The following is a 17766-nucleotide window of genomic DNA, read 5'->3' as shown; positions in this document are numbered from 1 at the left end:
CGGAACACTCGGCATTCGGGATGAAAAGCACGGGATGGCGTGACATAATTAAGGAACGGAACATTTACGATACAGGATGTGAACGCCATGCCGAGGGAACGGACGCTATCCTTTCGCAACAAGCTGAAATACGCCTTTCTAGGCGTGACCATGATGGCTGTGCTCGTAACCGGGGGGCTGTCGTATTCGATATCCGCCAGCGTTTTGGAGGAGAGGTCGCTTACGCTCACTCAGGATTCCGTCAACAAGTCCGCGCGAATCGTCGACGAAAAGCTGAGCAAGCTCATGCTGGTCATGATGACCTTCATGATTAGCGAGCCGTTCAAGGATTTGCTTGAGAGCGTGTCTTCAGGGGATTACGGAGATTACTACAGACATCTGAACAATATGGACAACGTCTTCTCGCAGGCGAGAGTGGCGGAACCTCTAATCCATTCCATCTATGTTTCGACGCCGATGGGCGACTTCTACCCCATGTCGGTCAACCGCAACCATGCCGTGACTTTCCGGGATACGCCGATGTACGAACGCGTGCTGGAGGAAAAACGGAACATATGGGTCGAGGGGCACGAGGATCAGCTGTTTACGGGCAAGCAGAGAGTGGTGACGCTAATACTGGAGCCGATTACGGACTCCACTTTATTTTCGGTGAACGACGTGTACGTTGTCGTGAATATTCGCGAGAGCGGTCTGGCGAGGCTGATCGAGCCGGAGTCGGGGAGCGGGGCGGCTAGATTTCTCGTGAACGGCGAGGGAGATCTTGTCGGGTTTGAATCGAATCCGTTGATCCGGCAGGCCGCGGATAGCGGCATGATCGGGGAAGCCGTCAGAGATACGGAGGCAGGACAAACGACCGGGCGAATCTATGGCGAAGATTATTTAATCAATTATGCTTCCTTGGGGCTGAACGATTGGAAAATCGTCTCTATTCAATCGAAGAACAACGTCCTCAAGGACTTGAATTACGTCAAATGGATGATCGCGATTATTGCAGCAGGCTGTCTGGTCATAGCGATGATGGCGTCGGGCGTCCTGATCCGCTTCTTGCTGAAGCCGCTCAAGAGCTTGCAAACGGTGATGAAGCGGGTTGAGGGCAACGATCTGACAGCCCGTTTCGAGGTGAAGAGCGACGACGAGCTGGCGCAGATCGGCATCCGGTTTAACCGGATGCTGGAGCAAATCGTCGGCCTGATCAGCGATGTGAAGGAAGCGGAGACGACGAAGCGGACAACGGAAATCAAGGCGCTGTCCGCCCAGATGGACCCGCACTTCCTCTACAATACGCTGAACACGATTTATTGGAAAATGAACCTGAAGAAGATCGAGGAGTCTCAGCGTATGGTGGTCTCTCTCTCGAAGCTATTTCAGCTTGGCTTGAACAAGGGACAAGAGTATACGACGTTGGAGAAAGAGCTGCTTCATGTTCGCCAATACTTGGAGCTGCAAAAGTATTGCTACGAGGACCTGTTCGATTATGAGATAGAAGTTGACTCCCCTTCTCTTGAACAGCTGAAAGTTCCCCGGATTATGCTGCAGCCCCTGGTTGAAAACAGCATATTGCATGGCTTCAGCAGCATGGAGCAGGGAGGATATATACGCGTCTCCGTTCATGCGGACAAGAAGAGAGACAGAGGGGTCATCTCGGTAAGCGATAACGGCGACGGCATGGACAAGGCGGCGGGGGCGGCTCTGCTAAGACAAACGACGGAAAAAGGGTACGCGATCGGAAATCTGTTAAGTCGGCTGCGCCTGTATTACGGCGAGGAAGCCGATCTGTTGACCGTAGATAGCACGCCGGACGTCGGCATGACGGTTACGATCGCGATTCCGCTAGAAGGAGGGATGTACGATGGATAGACAAGACCAGGTCAGCCTGTGCATCGTGGATGACATTAGAAGCGTAGTGGAAGGTTTGTCTGCCTTGGATTGGGCGGCTCATGGCGTCTTTGTGGCAGGCACTGCGTTTAACGGGGAAGACGGGCTTGAACTGATTCAAGAAAAGAAGCCCGATATTATCATTACGGACATACGAATGCCGCGAATGGACGGCCTGTCCATGCTGCGAGCGGTTCTGGATTTGAGCCGGGCATGCAAAATAATACTGATCAGCAGCTATACGGATTTCGATTATGCCAGGCAGGCCGTAAAGCTGGGCGCTTTCGATTTTGTCGTGAAGCCGTTTACGGAAGAGGATATTGCGTCGGCCGTGCTTAGAGCTCGGGAGCAGACTCTGTTGGAACGGGTGAGGCTCCTGAACGAGCAGGAAATGGAACGAAAGCTGAGAGAAAGCATGCCGCTCCTGAAGCAGGAATATATGGAGTCGCTGCTTGACCACCCTACCCCTTGGGAGAAAGCGGAGGGGCGTTGGGCTTTCCTCGGAATGGACTTGAACGGCTCCGACCTGGTCGTGCTTCTGCTTGAGATCGACGGCTTTCAGGAAAGCTGGGAACATCAGTCTATTCGCCAGATCGAATTGGCGCGATTCGCCATTCAGAACGTCGTGGAAGAGACGCTCCTCCAGCACGCGAAGTGTCTTGTATTCCGTTCCAAGGGCAATGGACTCGTCGCCGTCGTCAACGCCGAAAATACGAACGCTGCCGCTGCGATGGCAGAACGCTGCTGCGAGCATGTGCATCGATACACGAAGTTTACGATTTCGGCGGGAGTAGGCGGTATGGCGAAGAGCGTCAGCAGCTTGCCCGAATCCCGGAGGCAGGCGGAATGGGCGCTGGCCCACCATCTATACACGGACGGCAACGGCGTCATTCGATACGAGGATGTTGTGCAGGGAGACAGACCTGAAGCGGTGGCGCTGGATTACAAGGACGAACTGCTGCTTGCGCTCCGTTCCGGCAACGCCGATAAAGCGGTATTGTGTCTTCGGGATATGGGGCAATCGTTTCAAAGACAGAATCATAGGCCGAATCCGAGTTACTTGCTCAGCTTGTACGAGGAGTTGGCGGCATCCGCGATTCGGACTTTTTGCGAGCTTGGCATTTATGCCGAGCTGCAACCGGCTGTGAACCGGCTGAGGGCGGTTCAGCGATCCAGCGGAATGACGCTGGCCGCCCTGCAGCAGCAGCTCGAATCCTTCTGTAGGGAGGGAGCCGAGTGGGTTCGACGGGAGACGCTGTCCGAGGGTCAAGCCCTTATCTATAAATCGATCGAATACATGAAGAGCCACCTGAATCGGGAAGTGACCGTATCGGAATGTGCGGCGCAGGTTCATCTTAGCGGGAGCTATTATTCAAGCTTGTTCAAGAAGGTGACGGGGATGACTCTGACGCAATACATCACCGCGGAACGAATCCGCAAAGCAAAGGCGATGCTAATAGACGGGGCGACCGTTCTGGAGGTTGCGTCCGCGGTCGGGTACGAAGAACGGCGCTACTTCAGCGATATGTTCAAAAGAATTACGGGGATGACGCCATCAGAGTTCAGGGACGGCTATCAATCCGATGGAGAAACAGAATAAATTCACCTCACCTGGAGAGTGGCTGAGCCGCGCTCCTTTTTTGTCGAAGCCTCCCTATAATGACAGTGTGATCACTATATCCGAACAAAGAAGGGGAATTGCACATGCAGAAAAAACCGTTTGTTTTCCTTTTATCGTTATTTCTGATTTTGGCGCTAGCGGCGTGCTCGGGCAAGGGGAACGAAGGTCATACGGGCTCTAACTTGCAAGCTCCCGCGGCAAGCGCAAGCGGCAGTCCGAGCGGCAGTCAGGAAAAGCCCAATGAAAAACCGGCCGAAAAAACGACCATTACGTATTGGACCGACGATCGTCACGACCAGGAATATTTGAAGGAGCTGATCTCGGAGTTCAATGCGGGCAATCCGGACAATATTGAAGTGGAGTTGACCGTATTATCCGAAAACTTCAATCAAAGCGTGGATATCGCGTTCTCCGGCAATCAGGCGCCGGATCTTCTGCGGATCAAGAGCGCCAATACAGGCACTTTCGTTAAAAAAGGATATCTTGAGCCGATCGACGAGCTGTTGACGGACGAACTGAAAACGAAATTTGGCAGCCTGTTCATCGACGAGGTGAATCGATTCGGAGGGAAGCTGTACTCCCTGCCGAACACAGGTAACACGCTGCGCCTTGTCTACAACCGCGAGCTGTTCCAGAAGGCCGGCATCGCTCAGCCTCCGGCTTCGCTGCAGGAGATGGTGGACGCCGCCCAAAAAATTACCGATGTCGGAAAAGCGGAGGGCATCTACGGCTTCGCGCTGAACTTCAAAAACCCAAAGGGGGCGTTCGACCGCTCCATCCGTGAAATACTGTCGCTCAGCGGCCATCAAGGTTTAGGCTACGATATTCAAACCGGTCGGTTTGACTTCGCGCCTTATGCGCAGGCAATCGAATACTTCAAGCAGATGTGGGAGGACGGGAGCATTCTCCCCGGAGCGGAATCGCTCGATATCGATCCGCTGCGGGCACAATTCGCAGCCGGCAAAATCGGGATGTACATGTCCTTCTCGACCGAGCCGGGAGTATACAAGGATCAATTCCCGACGGAGATCGACTGGGCGGGAACGCTGGCTCCGACTCTGGACGGCCAGATCAAGGGCACTTCCGAGATCGTATCCGCCGGAACGTGGATCGGCATTAGCGCAAGCTCGAAACATAAGGAAGCTGCTTGGAAGTTCCTTGAGTATCTGTACAGAGACGAAGCCATGATTGCTTACCATGAGAAAGGCTTCGGCATTTCGGTCGTTCCGAGCATTACGGCAAAGGCGAAGCAGCCGGATATCAAAGGAATGGACGGCTTCCTCGTAGGCGAGCACGATTCGATGTGGCCGGTATCTCCCAGCGTGACGCCGGAAGGCGCGAACTATGGCGACGTATTTTTCAAGTACATGATGACCGGCGGAGATTTGGATGCCATTGTGCAGGACTTGAACGCCCGCTATAACGATGCGTTGGATAAAGCGGCGGAGAAGGGCGAGGCGACGGCAGCGCCCGATCCGAATTTCGACCCGAGCAAGCTATAAAAGAGATAGCGGGGCTGTCCTCTAAGCAGGGTCCTACGGCTGTCGTACAACTTGGCTTCTTGCGGAGCAGCCCCGTCTTCATAGAGCATACACAGTCAGGATAGCCGAAGGAGAGAAAGACATGCCGAAATGGAGAAGGCTGCAGGAGAACGTCCTGTTTCTATTTCCTAGCGTCATACTGACGCTTGCGTTGGGCATCTATCCGCTCGTTTGGGTGCTTAGATACATGTTTTACGATTATGCGGGTTACGGACAGGAGCTGTTTATCGGACTGGACAATTTCCGCAGGCTCTTCCGCGATCAGCTGTTCTGGGATTCCGTCGTCAATACGATGATATTCGCAGGCGGCAAGCTGCTGCTCACAATTCCGCTTTCCCTGCTGCTTGCCGTTATTTTGAATGCCGGCTTCCGCGGTCGCAACCTGCTGAGGGCCGTCTATTTTATGCCGACGGTCGTCAGTACCGCGGTCATATCGGTCGTTTTCTACATTCTTTTTAATGCCTATAACGGGATGGTTAACCAGCAGCTGTTGAAGTTCGGGGCGATTGGGGAACCGATCAATTGGTTCGGTCCGGATTACGCGATGCTAACCGTTATTCTAGTGGCGGTATGGGGGGCGATAGGCAACTATATGCTATTGTTTCTGGCGGGCTTGCAGAACATCCCGCGCGATTTGTACGAGAGCGCCGCAATGGACGGGGCGAACGGTGTGCAGCGGTTTCGGCATATTACGGTGCCTATGCTCGGGCCGGTTATGCAGGTCATTATTATGCTGGCGATCATCGCGTCGCTCAAGGGTTACGAAAGCATCATGGTCATGACGGAAGGCGGTCCGATCGGCAAGACGGAAGTCATGTACCTGTACCTATATAAACTTTTATTCCCTGTATCCACCGGGTCCCCGGTAGAGCAGCAGATCGGATACGGAAGCGCCGTCGGCTTTGCTACCGCGCTTATCGTAGGGGCGATCACTCTCTTGTATTCCTATCTTAGCAGGAAAATGAACCGCGTATTCTAGGAGGCTGGAGAGACATGAACCAACAATCGGCAACAACGGGCAAGCCTCCTTGGCGCTGGGCGGCGCGGCTTTCTGTCTGGGCATTTCTGCTTGCCGCCACAGTGTTTACGCTGTTTCCGCTGGTGATGATGCTTGCCGGATCTCTCAAGAGCAACGCCGAACTCATGGGCGGTACGTCGTTGCTGCCTGAGAAATGGCAATTTTCCAATTATGCGGAAGCTTGGCGGCAGACGAATTTTGCCCGCTTTACCTGGAACAGCACTTTCCTGAGCGTCATGTCTACGATCGGCACTCTGCTGGTTGCTGCCATGGCGGCCTATGTGACCGATCGGCGCGATTTTCCCGGGAAACGTCTGTACATTGCCGTTCAGGCGGCTACGCTGTTTATTTCCGTAGGGGCGGTCGTGCTCCGGCCGCAATACGATCTGATGGTCAGGCTGCATCTCAACACGTCGTTGTGGGGCGTCATTTTGATTCTGATCAGCGCGCACGCGAGCACTTATTTTATTTTGGCGGGCTTCTTGAAAGCAATTCCCCGCGAGCTTGACGAAGCGGCCATGATCGACGGCTCCGGTTTTATCCGGACGTTCTTCAAGTTGATTCTGCCTCTGCTCGCGCCGGGGCTTGGCGTATCCGGTCTGTTTGCTTTCCGCCATGGCTGGAACGAATACATCCTGCCTCTTGTTTTTACGATGACCAATCCCGAGCTTCAGACGCTGACGGTAGGACTGGCGAATCTTCGCTACGGATCGTCGGCGGCGATGCAGACGCATCTGATGCTTGCCGGCGCGTGTCTGTCTGTGCTGCCGATGCTGCTCGTCTATTTCGCCGCTAACAAATCGTTTATGCAGATGACCGCAGGTTCCTTGAAAGGATAATCTGAAACCGGAACAAGATCAACAATCAGGAGGACAAGAGACGATGAATAAATTCGCAATAGGAGCGCTGACGTCCAGCCCTGTTATCGCCCGTCATCCGCATAATCCGGTGCTCGCGCCTAAGGACGTGCCTTACGGTCCGGCCATGGTGTTCAATGCCGGCGTCGCCAAGGTGCAGGGCAAATACGTGATGGTGTTCCGCAACGATTACGGCGATCCCAAGAAGGGGACGATCGAGCCTCACGGCACGACCAATCTGGGACTCGCATACAGCGATGACGGCCTTCATTGGGAGCCGCAGGCGGCTCCTTGTTGGATGTGGAACGACGAAGAGGTCGTCCGCGTGTACGACCCCCGCCTTACTGTGATAGATGGACGCTGCTATATATGTTTTGCCGTGGATACGAAGCACGGTCTTCGCGGCGGCATTGCCGTGACGGACGATTTCTCGGCATTCGAGGTGCTCAGCCTATCCGTGCCGGACAATCGCAATATGGTGCTGTTCCCGGACCGGATCGGGGGGCAATATTTTCGTCTCGAGCGGCCGATGCCGGTATACAGCCGCGGCGGGGGCGATCGCTTCGACATGTGGATCGGCGATTCGCCCGATTTGAAATATTGGGGCGGCTCCAAGCTGCTGCTCTCCGTGGAGCAGGTCCCGTTCGCCAACGATAAAGTTGGACCCGGAGCGCCTCCGGTCAGAACGGACAAGGGCTATCTGACGACGTTTCATGCGGTGGATCTGGACTGCAGCCGCGGCAAGAACGGGTGGGAGGACCGCTGGCAGAAGCGCTATACGGCCGGAATCATGCTCCTAGACAAAGAGGATCCCAGCAGGATTCTAGGCATGTCCAGGACGCCGCTTATCGCTCCGGAGGCTCCGTACGAGATTCGGGGAGGCTTCCGCAACGACGTCGTATTTCCCGGCGGCATGATTCTGGAGGAATCCGGCGAGGTGAAAATCTATTACGGCTCGGCCGACACGGTGGAATGCATGGCAACCGCCCATGTCGACGACTTGCTGAAGCTTTGTCTGGAAGGGGGGCGGTGAGATGAGCGTTGCGACGTCGTTCGTCACTGTGCCGCAAGCGTCGGTTCCCGTATCTCGAGAGGTCGATGTCCTCGTAGTCGGCGGGGGCGCTTCAGGCATTGCCGCCGCCATAAGCGCTGCGCGGAACGGGGCAACAACGCTGTTGATCGAGCAGCGGGGATTTCTCGGAGGCATGGGCACCGTGGCGCTCGTTCCGGCGTTCTGCCCGTTTACGGATAAGGAAAAGCCGATTATTCGCGGTATCGGCCTGGAGCTGATGGAACGAATGAAGCGGGCGTGCACGGAGGAATATATCCGGGAATATGAATGTCAATTGGATTGGGTTCCAATCGACCCGGAAGCGCTCAAGCGGGTATACGACGACGCGGCGTTGGAGGCCGGGGTCGAACTTCTGTACCATACGTTCGTCAGCGAAACGATTCTGTCGGAGGACGGTCGGCACGTAGACGGCGTCATTATCGTGAACAAAAGCGGCCGGTCGTGCGTGAAAAGCCGCTTTGTCATCGACGCGACGGGAGACGCCGACATCGCCGCCATGTCGGGCGCGCCGTTCCAGAAAGGCGGGGATGAGGGAGAATTGCAGCCCGGAAGCATGTGTTATCTGCTCGCGAATGTCGATCGCAAGCGATTCGTCCGGTTTGTGGAGGAGAGCGGCGATACCGGGCAGCTTCATCGCACGGTCGAAAGAGCGATCGCGGAAGGGGCGTTGCCGGAAGGACGCAAATCGATCTCCGGACTGGCCTGGGTGAGCGATTATTTGGTCGGCGTCAACTTCGGTCACGTATTCGGAGTGGACGGAACGAAGGCCGAGGATTTGACGCGCGGAGCGATTGAGGGCCGCAGGCTCGCAGAGCGCCAGTTGCGCTTTTTCCGCAGCTACGTACCGGGCTTCGAACGCGCGCATATGGTCGCCAGCGGCGAGCAGCTCGGCATTCGGGAAACTCGCCGCATTCAGGGGGATTACGTGCTGACCGCGGAGGATTTCATGCAAGCGCGCGCGTTTCCGGACGATATTGCGAGGAACGCTTATTATATCGACATTCATATGGCCACGAGCCAAGGCGCCATGCATTTTACGCATCTGCCGCCGGGTCAATCCCATGGCGTGCCCTATCGGGTGCTTCTTCCGGTCGGCATAGACAATATGTGGGTACCGGGACGCGCGGCTTCTTCAGATCGCGCGGTGCAAGGCTCGCTGCGGGTCATGCCCAACTGCTTTGCGATGGGCCAGGCTTCGGGGACTGCGGCGGCGATGGCGCTGAAGATCAAGGGAAGTACGAGGGATGTGCCGATATCCGCACTCCAAGCTAAGCTGCTGCAGCAAGGAGCTTGGCTGGGAGAGAACTTGGCTGCGGGTGCGGGGAGTTATTATCAAGAAGGATGAAAGAAAAAGGTGGATTTCCCATGAAACGGATTTCTTTGACGGAGGAATGGGTTCAAGGGGCGGTATCGGTGGAGCGGCGTGAAAACGGATTAAAGCCATGGCGCATTCCATATGACGATTACGAGCTGTATCCTCCGGAAGGCATCGGCGGTAAAGCGGAAATAACCGCAGGCGTACGCCTGCGGTTTTGCACGGACTCGCGTTGTGTCGTGCTGTGCTTCGAACCGATCTCGCAGACTGCCCGCATCGATTGTTCGGTAAACGGGGAGTTGGCCGAAGCGGGAACGGCGGAGGTCGAGGCAGGTTCCACAACGGCACAATGGCAGCTTGCGGCAGGGGAGAAAGAATTGGAGCTGTGGCTGCCCCAGAATACGGGCATGATCCTGACGGCTCTGTTGATCAATACGGAAGCTAGCGCCTCTCCGCTTCGGGACGAGCGGCCGAGATGGATCGCTTACGGCAGCTCGATTACGCAATGCGTCGCCGCCGAAAGCCCGTCGCGGACATGGCCCGCCATCGCCGCCGCTGCGGCGGGGTTCCATTTGACCTGCCTCGGCTATTCGGGGAATTGTCAGATGGAACCGATGGTCTCCCGCTTAATTCGGGATACGCCCGCAGATTTGATTACGCTTTGCCTTGGGATTAACGTCTACGGCGCGGCGACATTGAGCGCCAGAACATTCAAGCCGGCCGTCATCGGCATGGTGGCGACGATCCGAGAGCAGCATCGGGACGCGCCGCTGCTGCTTCTATCGCCGATCTATTCGTCCGAACGGGAAACAACGCCGAATAAGTTGGATTTGACAGTGGGCATGATTCGCGAACAGATCGAAGAGATCGTCGACACGATGCGAAGCCGCGGCGATAGGAACCTGCATTACCGGAACGGTCTGATCTGGTTCGGGGAGGCCGATGCATCGATGCTGCCGGACGGTCTTCATCCCGACGCCGCCGGCTGCAAGCTCATGGGCGACAGATTCGCCGAAAGGGTGCTGGCCGGTGTCCGTTGGGGGCGTTAGCTGCCGTCAACCGTCCCCTACTATTCTTCCATTAAAGCTTCCCAAACCTGATAAACCTCGTCCAACTCCGCTCGCTTGGTCTCCGCTTTCGTCTGCTTTTCTCTAAGCAGCATATAGTCGGTCGCCATTTCGGGAGATGCCATCTGCTCTTCCAGGCTGGCGATTTCGCTTTCCAGCCGGGCAATATCCGCTTCGGCCTGCTCTCGCTTGCGCGCCTTCGCCCGATCCTCTCGCTTGGCCTGTTTCTCGGTTTCGTAGCTGGTCGCCGCCGTTTCGGACGGGGAGGCGTCGGCGCCGCTGTCGCGATTTGTCGCTTCCCATTCCGCCATTTGCTGTTTTTTGGCGTTCATTTCGTCATAATTCCCCAGGAAATGTTCCGCTCCGTTCGCGGACATTTCTACGACCCGATCGGCGATTCGATTCAGAAAATAGCGGTCGTGGGAGACGAAGACAAGCGTGCCGTCATATTCCTCCAGCGCGGCTTCCAACACTTCGCGGCTCATTAAGTCGAGATGGTTGGTCGGCTCGTCGAGCAGCATCACGTTCGCCTTCATCAGCATCAGCTTCGACAGCGCTACGCGCGCTCGCTCGCCCCCGCTTAAGGAGCTGATCTTCTTGCGCACGTCCTCGCCGCTAAACAGAAAATTGCCCAGCACGGTGCGGATTTCCGCTTCCGGAAGATGCGTATAAGAGCTCCACACTTCCTCGAGTACGGTATTGGCCGGATTAAGCCCCCGCTGCTCCTGGTCGTAATAGCCGAGAGAGATGCCGACGCCCCATTCGATCGCGCCGTCTCGCAGCGGCAGCTGGTCCGTCAGCGCTCGAAGCAGAGTCGTCTTGCCGACGCCGTTGGGGCCGAGCAGCGCGACGCGCTCCCCGCGCTTCACCTCGAACGAGACGTTGCGGAACAGCGGCGACATCTCCGCATTCGGCGCCGCGGAGCAGCGAATGAGCCGCAGCACTTCCTTGCCGCTGCGGCGCTCGGTCGAGAACGAGAAGCTCGCCTGCTTAAGCGCGTTGGGCTTCTCTAGCCGTTCGATCCGTTCAAGCGCATTGCGCCTGCTCTGGGCGCGCCTTGTCGTCGAAGCTCTTACGATGTTCTTTTGGATGAAATCCTCCATCCGGGAAATTTCTTTGCGCTGCTGCTCGTACAGCTTCAACTGCTGAGCGAACGCTGCGGCTTTCAAATCCATAAACCGGCTGTAATTGCCCGTGTATCTCGTCGCCTGGTGGCGCTCGATCTCGACGATGGACGTTACCGTCGCATCGAGAAAATAGCGGTCATGGGAGACGATGACCATCGCCCCAGCATAAGATCGCAAATACTGCTCGAGCCAGGTTAGCGTCTGAATGTCGAGGTGGTTGGTCGGCTCGTCGAGCAGCAGCAGCTCGGGCTGGACGAGCAGCAGCCGCGCCAGCGCCAGACGGGTTCGCTGCCCTCCGCTTAAGGAAGCGACCTCGGTGTCCGGGGCAAAATCGCCAAAGCCCATGCCGTGCAGAACGCTCCGCACGCGGTTGTTCATCTCGTAGCCGCCGTTCTCGCGGAATTTCTCGCTGATGTCCGCATACTGTGCGAGCAGCGCTTCATAGCGCTCGGAGTTGTCCAGTTCGCTCGGATCGGCGATGCGAGCCTCCAATTGCTGCAGCGCTTTTTCTTGCTCCAGCAAGGGGCCGAAGGCGGAATTCATCTCTTCCTGAATCGTGCGGTGCCCTTGCAACCCGCCGTTCTGCGCCAAATATCCGATTTTAAGCTCCCGCGGCTTCGATACCGAACCGGTGTCCGGAACGATCTCTCCCGCGAGCACTCGCAGGAAGGTGGATTTGCCCGCGCCATTGACCCCGACGAGCCCAACGCGGTCGCGTTCGTTGATCTGCAGCGAGATGCCTTCGAGCACAGGAGTCACGCCGTAATGTTTGGTAATGCCAGATGCTTGAAGAAGCAAGAGGAATCCCTCCGATAAGTCTTGTTGAACACACCTTCAAGTGTACCGTAAACTTGCCGGAAAAGTCCAAGCGTTATCCTTTGGCGAAAACAGACATTCAATGTTAGAATGAAAATAGAGTTTTCATAGATTTTCGAAAGCAGGGTTTCGTTCATGGAAAATAGAGCGGCCGGCGCCGTTAAAGACGAATGGCGCCGGCGGATGGCGGAGGTACGGGACAGGCTGTCGCAAGCCGAACGGGATCGCATGTCTGCGAAGCTGTGCGCTCTGCTGGAAAGCGGAGCGTTATCCCCGTTAAGACGGGAGCTTGGCCGCCCCCTTGGCGTATGCGCTTATGCTCCGTTTCGATCCGAAGCGTCGCCGCTGCCGCTCGTAGAGGCCTGTCTGAACGCTGGCGATCGGGTATACGCGACTCGAATGAGAACGGACGGAGAAGGGCTGGAGCTGCGCGAGCTCGGCGGTCTGTCGGATTGGGTTGCGGGGAAATGGGGAGTGCCGGAGCCTAATCCTCTGTGCGCGCCGTTGATGGAGGCTGCCGCTCCCCTTGATCTTGTGCTTGTTCCCGGAATCGCATTTAACGCGATCGGCGGAAGACTCGGATACGGCGGAGGCTATTACGACCGTCTGTATGCGGAGAGGCGGCGCGAGACGCAAGCCGGAACGCTGTGGATCGGGTTTGCCTATTCCGCGCAAATCATCGAGGAAGCTTTGCCGTCGGAAGCCCACGATCTCGAGTTGGACGGGCTGGCCACGGATGAAGGCATAGTATGGTTCGGCAGGAGGGATTCGTAATGGCGCAGGCGGATGAGCGGCTGACTCATTTTAACGAGCAAGGAAGAGCCCGCATGGTAGATGTTTCGGACAAAGCCGATACGGTCAGGACCGCGATAGCGGAAGGCCGGGTCAAGATGGCGCCCGAGACGCTTCGCAGAATTCGCGAACGTTCGGTTGCCAAGGGCGACGTGCTCGCCGTAGCGCAGATCGCGGGCATACAGGCGGCGAAGCGGACGTCAGACTGGATTCCGATGTGCCATCCTCTTCCGTTGACCGGTGTAGACGTTCGTTTCGAAGACAACGGCGAGGATACGCTGACGATTACGGCTGAAGTAAAGACGACCGGGAAGACGGGAGTGGAGATGGAGGCGTTAACCGCCGTCTCCGCGGCCGCGCTGACCGTTTACGATATGTGCAAAGCGCTGCAGAAGGATATGGTCGTCGAGTCTGTGGCGTTGCTCAGCAAGACGGGCGGCAAGAGCGGCGACTATGTCCGTTCGGCGGAATAAAAAAAGACAGATTTAGCGATTAGGGGACGGAGGGATGGAGCTATGCGTTGGAAGGTGGCCTTGTTGACGGCTAGCGATAAAGGCGCTAGAGGGGAACGCGAGGACACGAGCGCGCAGGTCATTCGCGAGTTGATCGAGGAAGAACTGCACGGGGATATCGTCGATTATCGGATCGTTCCGGACGAGCAGGATGAAATTCGCGCTGCGCTGATCGAGATGGCCGATTATTTTCAAGCGGATTTGATTCTGACTACAGGCGGTACGGGTCTCGCCTATCGCGATGTTACGCCGGAGGCGACGATCCGGGTAGCGGAGCGCATCGTTCCCGGCATACCGGAAGCGATGCGCGCGGCCGTATCCCAGCGTTCGCGGTACGCTGCTCTGTTTCGCGGAGTGTGCGCGATTCGCGGCCGCACGCTGATCTTGAATCTTCCAGGCGAACCGCGGGGCGTTCACGAGCATCTGATGGCCGTGATGGATTTGCTTCCGGAAGCGCTCGACCAGGTCAAGGGAATGCGGGGAGGATTGGAAGAATGACGTCGCCGGAGCGCAGCCGGAATGACGGGACGACTCTCATCGGCTCGTCGAGGCTGAGGGAGGTAAAGGTCGAGGACGCCGTCGGCATGGTGCTGGCTCACGATCTGACGCAGATTGTTCCCGGACAGTTCAAAGGACGGCTCTTTCGCAAAGGACATGTCGTCACTTCGGAGGATTTGCCGCGGCTGAAGGATATTGGCAAGGAGCATCTCTATACGATCGAGCTGGCGGACGCCGATCTGCATGAGGACGATGCGGCGGTGCGGATGGCGCGGGCGCTCAGCGGAGATCACGTCGCTTACGGAGAGCCGGCGGAAGGCAAGGCGAGCCTGAAGTCGACCGCGCACGGGCTCGCTTTCATCGCCCGAGAGATGGTGGACGAGATCAACCGTCTGGGCGATATTGCGCTCGCGACCGTCGTCGACCGGCGCGTCGTGCGTACGGGGGAGGCTTTGGCGGCGACGCGGGTCATTCCGCTGATCGTCCCGAAGCTTAAGATCGAGGCGGTTGAGGACATCGTTAGCGCTTATCGCGCCGCGCACGGAATCGCTCCGATCGGCGTAAGACCTTTTCGCCGGATGACGGCCGGGCTGTTGACGACGGGAAGCGAGGTATATTCCGGGCGCATCCAGGACAAGTTCGGCCCCGCCGTCTCGGCCAAGCTCGCGGAGTTCGGCTCGGAGGTCGTCGAGCAGCGATTCGCGCCGGACGACCGTCATACAATTGTCAATGAAATTCACTATTTAAGGAAACAAGGGTATGATATGATACTTGTAACTGGCGGTATGTCGGTAGATCCTGACGACCGTACGCCGGGAGCGATCGCGGAAGCCGGAGCCGACATTGTCAACTACGGAACGCCTATGCTTCCGGGTTCGATGCTGTTGTTCGGTTATTTGCAAGGCGTGCCGATCTTCGGATTACCCGGCTGCGTCATGCATGATCCTTACACTTCGTTTGATGTTTTATTATCCAGAGTACTGGCTGGAGATACGATAGCGAGAGAGGATATCGTCGGGATGGGATACGGCGGTCTTCATCGCAGCTGAGCATTCGCACGACTTACATCCGAGAGGAGGTTTTTGCACATGTCAGGCATTGGAGCATCAGGCATTATTTTGCTCGTTCTGATCGCCCTGCTGTTGTTCGGCCCGAACAAGCTGCCGGAGCTGGGCCGCGCTTTCGGCCGCACGCTTCGCGAGTTCAAGAAGGGCGCCAACGATTTGATGGATGATCCGAAGGACCGGGGAGCTCAGAGGGTGGACGTATCCTCCGAAGAGATGGACAAGCCCAAGGCGGATCGTCGTCTCCCGGAATAATCGGGACGGACTGGAACATGGATAGGGGCTGTCCCTCGGCGCAGATGTAAGATTTGCGGAAGGGGCAGCCCCGTTGCTGTATGGAGGCGAAGACAAGCAATGAAAGATAAGGCCGCTGAGAAGCGGGACTCAGAGTGGATGCCGCTGACGGAACATTTGGGCGAGCTGCGCAAAAGAATAATCTACTGCCTGATCGTATTCGTCATCGGGCTGGTTGGGGGCCTATTCGGCTCGCAGCCGCTGTTCGATTATTTGGTCGCGGCTGCGCCCATAGACAATTTGGATCTTCATGCTTTCTCCCCGTGGGATGCGATCGGCCTCTATATGAAATTCGCGATTCTGATTTCCTTCATCATCGCGATCCCTTTTGCGATGTACCAGCTTTGGGCATTCGTGCGTCCGGCTCTAGGGCCTAAGGAGCAGAGAGCTACGCTGCAATTCGTACCGGGAGCGCTGGTGATGTTTCTCATCGGCCTCGCGTTCTCTTATTTTGTCGTTTTTCCGATGGCTTTCCTGTTTACGGAGAAGGTGACGGGCAATCTCGGATTGGAGCAAACCTATGGCGTGACGCAGTATTTTTCGTTTCTGTTCAACATTTTGCTGCCGATCTCCTTGTTGTTTGAGCTGCCGCTGATCATTTTGTTCCTGACGAGAATCGGGATCTTGAATCCGACGATGCTAAAAAAAATGCGCAAGCTCGCCTGGTTTATTCTGATTTTCATCGGTGTATTGGTCACTCCGCCCGACGTCGTGTCGGATTTGCTCGTCGCCATTCCGCTGATTTTGCTGTATGAATTTAGCGTTCTCCTGTCCTCGATGGCTTATGGAAAACGAATGAAAGCGCAGCAGCGGCGGGAATCGGAGTGGGAGCAGGACGAATAGGAAAAACAGCCCGGGCCTTGCAGGACTCCCGAATTAAACTAATCTGCCCAACAAGAAGCAAAAAGTGTCATTTTTCGATATTCCAAACGGAGTAATTATGATACACTGTTTCAAGTAAGTGCTTACATGGTAGAATGTCGGGAGGGACAAGAATGCGGGATATGACTTTGGGACGAAAATTAACGATTGGCTATGCTGCAATGGTAGTTCTTCTGGCGGCCGGATTCATGCTGCTGCTGGCGGGAACGGATTTGACGAGCCATTCGGGCACGTTCATCATGATTATCGTCATTTTCTTGTTGATCATCGTTGCGGGAGGCTGGGGCCTGAAATGGCTGACCGGCAACCTTACGGCCGCAATCGGCAACGTGACGGCAACGCTCAGGAACATTGCTTCTTCGGGCGGGGATTTGACGAGGCGCATACATATTCAGTCCACCGATGAGATGGGAGATTTGGCGAACGCCGCGAACCAGATGCTGGACGGCCTTCAGAAGATGATGAAGGAACTGAAGGACAGCACGGCGGAGCTGGCGGCTTCGGCCATTTTGCTCAAGCAAGGCACGGAAGAGAACGCGCGTGTCAGCAGCGAGGTGTCCAAAGCCGTGGAGCGGGTAGCTTCCGGATCGGAGACGCAGGTCGCGCAGACGCAGGAAATTTCCGCAACGATGCAGGAGACGTTGGACGGTCTGAACCAGGTGGCAGGGACGACTACCACAGTCTCCGATGCCGCGCAGACGACCGTTAAGCGTGCCGCCGCAGGCTCCGAGCTGCTGCAGTCGACCTCTACGGAGATCGATCAAGTGGGCAAGGCGTTCCGTTCGCTGCAGGAGGTCGTCAGAGGGCTGAACCATAAATCGGAGCAAGTTCGCGAGGTTATCGGCTATATTTCCGAAGTCGCCAATCAGACGAACCTGCTGGCGCTTAACGCCGCGATCGAGGCTGCGCGCGCCGGGGAGCACGGACGGGGCTTTGCGGTCGTTGCGAGCGAAATCCGCAAGCTCGCGGACCAGACCCAGCAATCTGCCGTGCAGATCGGCGATACAATCGGAACGATGTCGGGCGACATCGTGCAAGTCGCTACGATGTTCGAGCAGAGCGCGGGCCAGGTGTTCGCGGCTGTGGAAGGGATGCAGAACGCGGAAGAGACGTTCCGCGACATTGTAGACCATGTCGGACAGCTCAGCTCCAACATTACGGAGGTCGCAGCTTCCGTGGAGCAGATGTCCGCCGGCGGCTCCAACGTCGTTCGTTCCATTCAGGATATCTCCCGGATTACTGAGGAGACGGCTTCCTTCACGGAGCAAGTATCCGCGATGACGGAGGAGCAGCTGTCTTCGACCGACGAGATGGCGCGAACGGCCGATAACCTGAGCTCGATGGCATCCCGCCTGAAAGGCTTGGTCGGCAATTTCAAGGCGTAATTAGCCGGTTTCCGTGTCAGTCGCAATAAT

16 protein-coding genes are annotated in these 17766 nt (G+C 56.6%); 15 read left to right on the top strand and 1 reads right to left on the bottom strand.

The features are described from left to right. Positions 1–87 precede the first annotated feature (87 nt). From J4772_RS04810 to J4772_RS04775, 8 genes are all read left to right on the top strand, one after another. On the top strand, positions 88–1857 hold the full coding sequence (locus J4772_RS04810) for a sensor histidine kinase (RefSeq protein ID WP_209074353.1): 1770 nt from the start codon (positions 88–90) through the stop codon (positions 1855–1857). Beyond that, entirely contained in the window at positions 1850–3475 is a 1626-nt protein-coding gene (locus tag J4772_RS04805; RefSeq protein ID WP_209074352.1) for a response regulator, read from the top strand. The genes J4772_RS04810 and J4772_RS04805 overlap by 8 nt, the downstream gene beginning before the upstream one ends. Positions 3476–3579: 104 nt before the next feature. Continuing rightward, positions 3580–4998, top strand: coding sequence for an ABC transporter substrate-binding protein (locus J4772_RS04800; protein ID WP_209074351.1), 1419 nt, complete (start codon positions 3580–3582; stop codon positions 4996–4998). 121 nt (positions 4999–5119) lie between these two features. After that, positions 5120–6016, top strand: coding sequence for a carbohydrate ABC transporter permease (locus J4772_RS04795; protein ID WP_209074350.1), 897 nt, complete (start codon positions 5120–5122; stop codon positions 6014–6016). 14 nt (positions 6017–6030) lie between these two features. Continuing rightward, the gene (locus J4772_RS04790) at positions 6031–6894 is read left to right on the top strand and encodes a carbohydrate ABC transporter permease (RefSeq protein WP_209074349.1); all 864 of its coding nucleotides are present in this window, start codon (positions 6031–6033) and stop codon (positions 6892–6894) included. A 43-nt stretch (positions 6895–6937) separates the two neighbouring features. Continuing rightward, entirely contained in the window at positions 6938–7945 is a 1008-nt protein-coding gene (locus tag J4772_RS04785; protein WP_209074348.1) for a glycoside hydrolase family 130 protein, read from the top strand. 1 nt (position 7946) lies between these two features. Then, a complete protein-coding gene (locus tag J4772_RS04780; RefSeq protein WP_209074347.1) occupies positions 7947–9329 on the top strand; it encodes an FAD-dependent oxidoreductase in 1383 nt (460 codons plus the stop codon). Between the two features lie 20 nt (positions 9330–9349). After that, positions 9350–10348 (top strand): SGNH/GDSL hydrolase family protein, encoded by a 999-nt coding sequence (locus tag J4772_RS04775; RefSeq protein ID WP_209074346.1) that lies wholly within the window; start codon positions 9350–9352, stop codon positions 10346–10348. A 20-nt stretch (positions 10349–10368) separates the two neighbouring features. On the opposite strand, the gene J4772_RS04770 is transcribed toward J4772_RS04775, so the two are convergent. Beyond that, complete coding sequence (locus tag J4772_RS04770) at positions 10369–12291, bottom strand: ABC-F family ATP-binding cassette domain-containing protein (RefSeq protein ID WP_209074345.1); 1923 nt, start codon at positions 12289–12291, stop codon at positions 10369–10371. Positions 12292–12444: 153 nt separating this feature from the next. On the opposite strand from J4772_RS04770, the gene J4772_RS04765 reads away from it, so the two are divergent. From J4772_RS04765 to J4772_RS04735, 7 genes are all read left to right on the top strand, one after another. After that, positions 12445–13083 (top strand): 5-formyltetrahydrofolate cyclo-ligase, encoded by a 639-nt coding sequence (locus J4772_RS04765; RefSeq protein WP_209074344.1) that lies wholly within the window; start codon positions 12445–12447, stop codon positions 13081–13083. Next, positions 13083–13574, top strand: a complete 492-nt coding sequence (gene moaC, locus J4772_RS04760) for a cyclic pyranopterin monophosphate synthase MoaC (RefSeq protein ID WP_116060098.1) — start codon at positions 13083–13085, stop codon at positions 13572–13574. Before J4772_RS04765 ends, moaC begins: the two co-directional genes overlap by 1 nt. A 42-nt stretch (positions 13575–13616) precedes the next feature. Continuing rightward, on the top strand, positions 13617–14111 hold the full coding sequence (locus tag J4772_RS04755) for a MogA/MoaB family molybdenum cofactor biosynthesis protein (protein ID WP_116060099.1): 495 nt from the start codon (positions 13617–13619) through the stop codon (positions 14109–14111). Beyond that, positions 14108–15160, top strand: coding sequence for a molybdopterin-binding protein (locus J4772_RS04750; RefSeq protein ID WP_209074343.1), 1053 nt, complete (start codon positions 14108–14110; stop codon positions 15158–15160). Before J4772_RS04755 ends, J4772_RS04750 begins: the two co-directional genes overlap by 4 nt. Positions 15161–15199: 39 nt before the next feature. Then, the gene (gene tatA, locus J4772_RS04745) at positions 15200–15430 is read left to right on the top strand and encodes a twin-arginine translocase TatA/TatE family subunit (RefSeq protein ID WP_209074342.1); all 231 of its coding nucleotides are present in this window, start codon (positions 15200–15202) and stop codon (positions 15428–15430) included. Between the two features lie 99 nt (positions 15431–15529). After that, entirely contained in the window at positions 15530–16312 is a 783-nt protein-coding gene (gene tatC / locus J4772_RS04740; protein WP_209074341.1) for a twin-arginine translocase subunit TatC, read from the top strand. Between the two features lie 152 nt (positions 16313–16464). Beyond that, positions 16465–17736 (top strand): methyl-accepting chemotaxis protein, encoded by a 1272-nt coding sequence (locus J4772_RS04735; RefSeq protein WP_181917564.1) that lies wholly within the window; start codon positions 16465–16467, stop codon positions 17734–17736. The last annotated feature ends 30 nt before the right edge of the window (positions 17737–17766 follow it).

The sequence above is a fragment of the Cohnella sp. LGH genome (genome assembly GCF_017671885.1).
Classification (GTDB): domain Bacteria; phylum Bacillota; class Bacilli; order Paenibacillales; family Paenibacillaceae; genus Cohnella; species Cohnella phaseoli.
The sequence above is the reverse complement of the archived record's forward strand: the minus strand, read 5'-3'. Positions and strand labels throughout refer to the sequence as shown.

Excerpts from the sequence above, each read along its gene's own strand:
- J4772_RS04775 (WP_209074346.1), top strand. The coding sequence starts at position 9,350 with ATGAAACGGATTTCTTTGACGGAGGAATGGGTTCAAGGGGCGGTATCG.
- J4772_RS04750 (WP_209074343.1), top strand. The coding sequence starts at position 14,108 with ATGACGTCGCCGGAGCGCAGCCGGAATGACGGGACGACTCTCATCGGC.
- J4772_RS04765 (WP_209074344.1), top strand. The coding sequence starts at position 12,445 with ATGGAAAATAGAGCGGCCGGCGCCGTTAAAGACGAATGGCGCCGGCGG.
- J4772_RS04805 (WP_209074352.1), top strand. The coding sequence starts at position 1,850 with ATGGATAGACAAGACCAGGTCAGCCTGTGCATCGTGGATGACATTAGA.
- J4772_RS04810 (WP_209074353.1), top strand. The coding sequence starts at position 88 with ATGCCGAGGGAACGGACGCTATCCTTTCGCAACAAGCTGAAATACGCC.
- J4772_RS04795 (WP_209074350.1), top strand. The coding sequence starts at position 5,120 with ATGCCGAAATGGAGAAGGCTGCAGGAGAACGTCCTGTTTCTATTTCCT.
- J4772_RS04780 (WP_209074347.1), top strand. The coding sequence starts at position 7,947 with ATGAGCGTTGCGACGTCGTTCGTCACTGTGCCGCAAGCGTCGGTTCCC.
- J4772_RS04800 (WP_209074351.1), top strand. The coding sequence starts at position 3,580 with ATGCAGAAAAAACCGTTTGTTTTCCTTTTATCGTTATTTCTGATTTTG.
- moaC (WP_116060098.1), top strand. The coding sequence starts at position 13,083 with ATGGCGCAGGCGGATGAGCGGCTGACTCATTTTAACGAGCAAGGAAGA.
- tatC (WP_209074341.1), top strand. The coding sequence starts at position 15,530 with ATGAAAGATAAGGCCGCTGAGAAGCGGGACTCAGAGTGGATGCCGCTG.
- J4772_RS04785 (WP_209074348.1), top strand. The coding sequence starts at position 6,938 with ATGAATAAATTCGCAATAGGAGCGCTGACGTCCAGCCCTGTTATCGCC.
- J4772_RS04755 (WP_116060099.1), top strand. The coding sequence starts at position 13,617 with ATGCGTTGGAAGGTGGCCTTGTTGACGGCTAGCGATAAAGGCGCTAGA.
- tatA (WP_209074342.1), top strand. The coding sequence starts at position 15,200 with ATGTCAGGCATTGGAGCATCAGGCATTATTTTGCTCGTTCTGATCGCC.
- J4772_RS04790 (WP_209074349.1), top strand. The coding sequence starts at position 6,031 with ATGAACCAACAATCGGCAACAACGGGCAAGCCTCCTTGGCGCTGGGCG.
- J4772_RS04735 (WP_181917564.1), top strand. The coding sequence starts at position 16,465 with ATGCGGGATATGACTTTGGGACGAAAATTAACGATTGGCTATGCTGCA.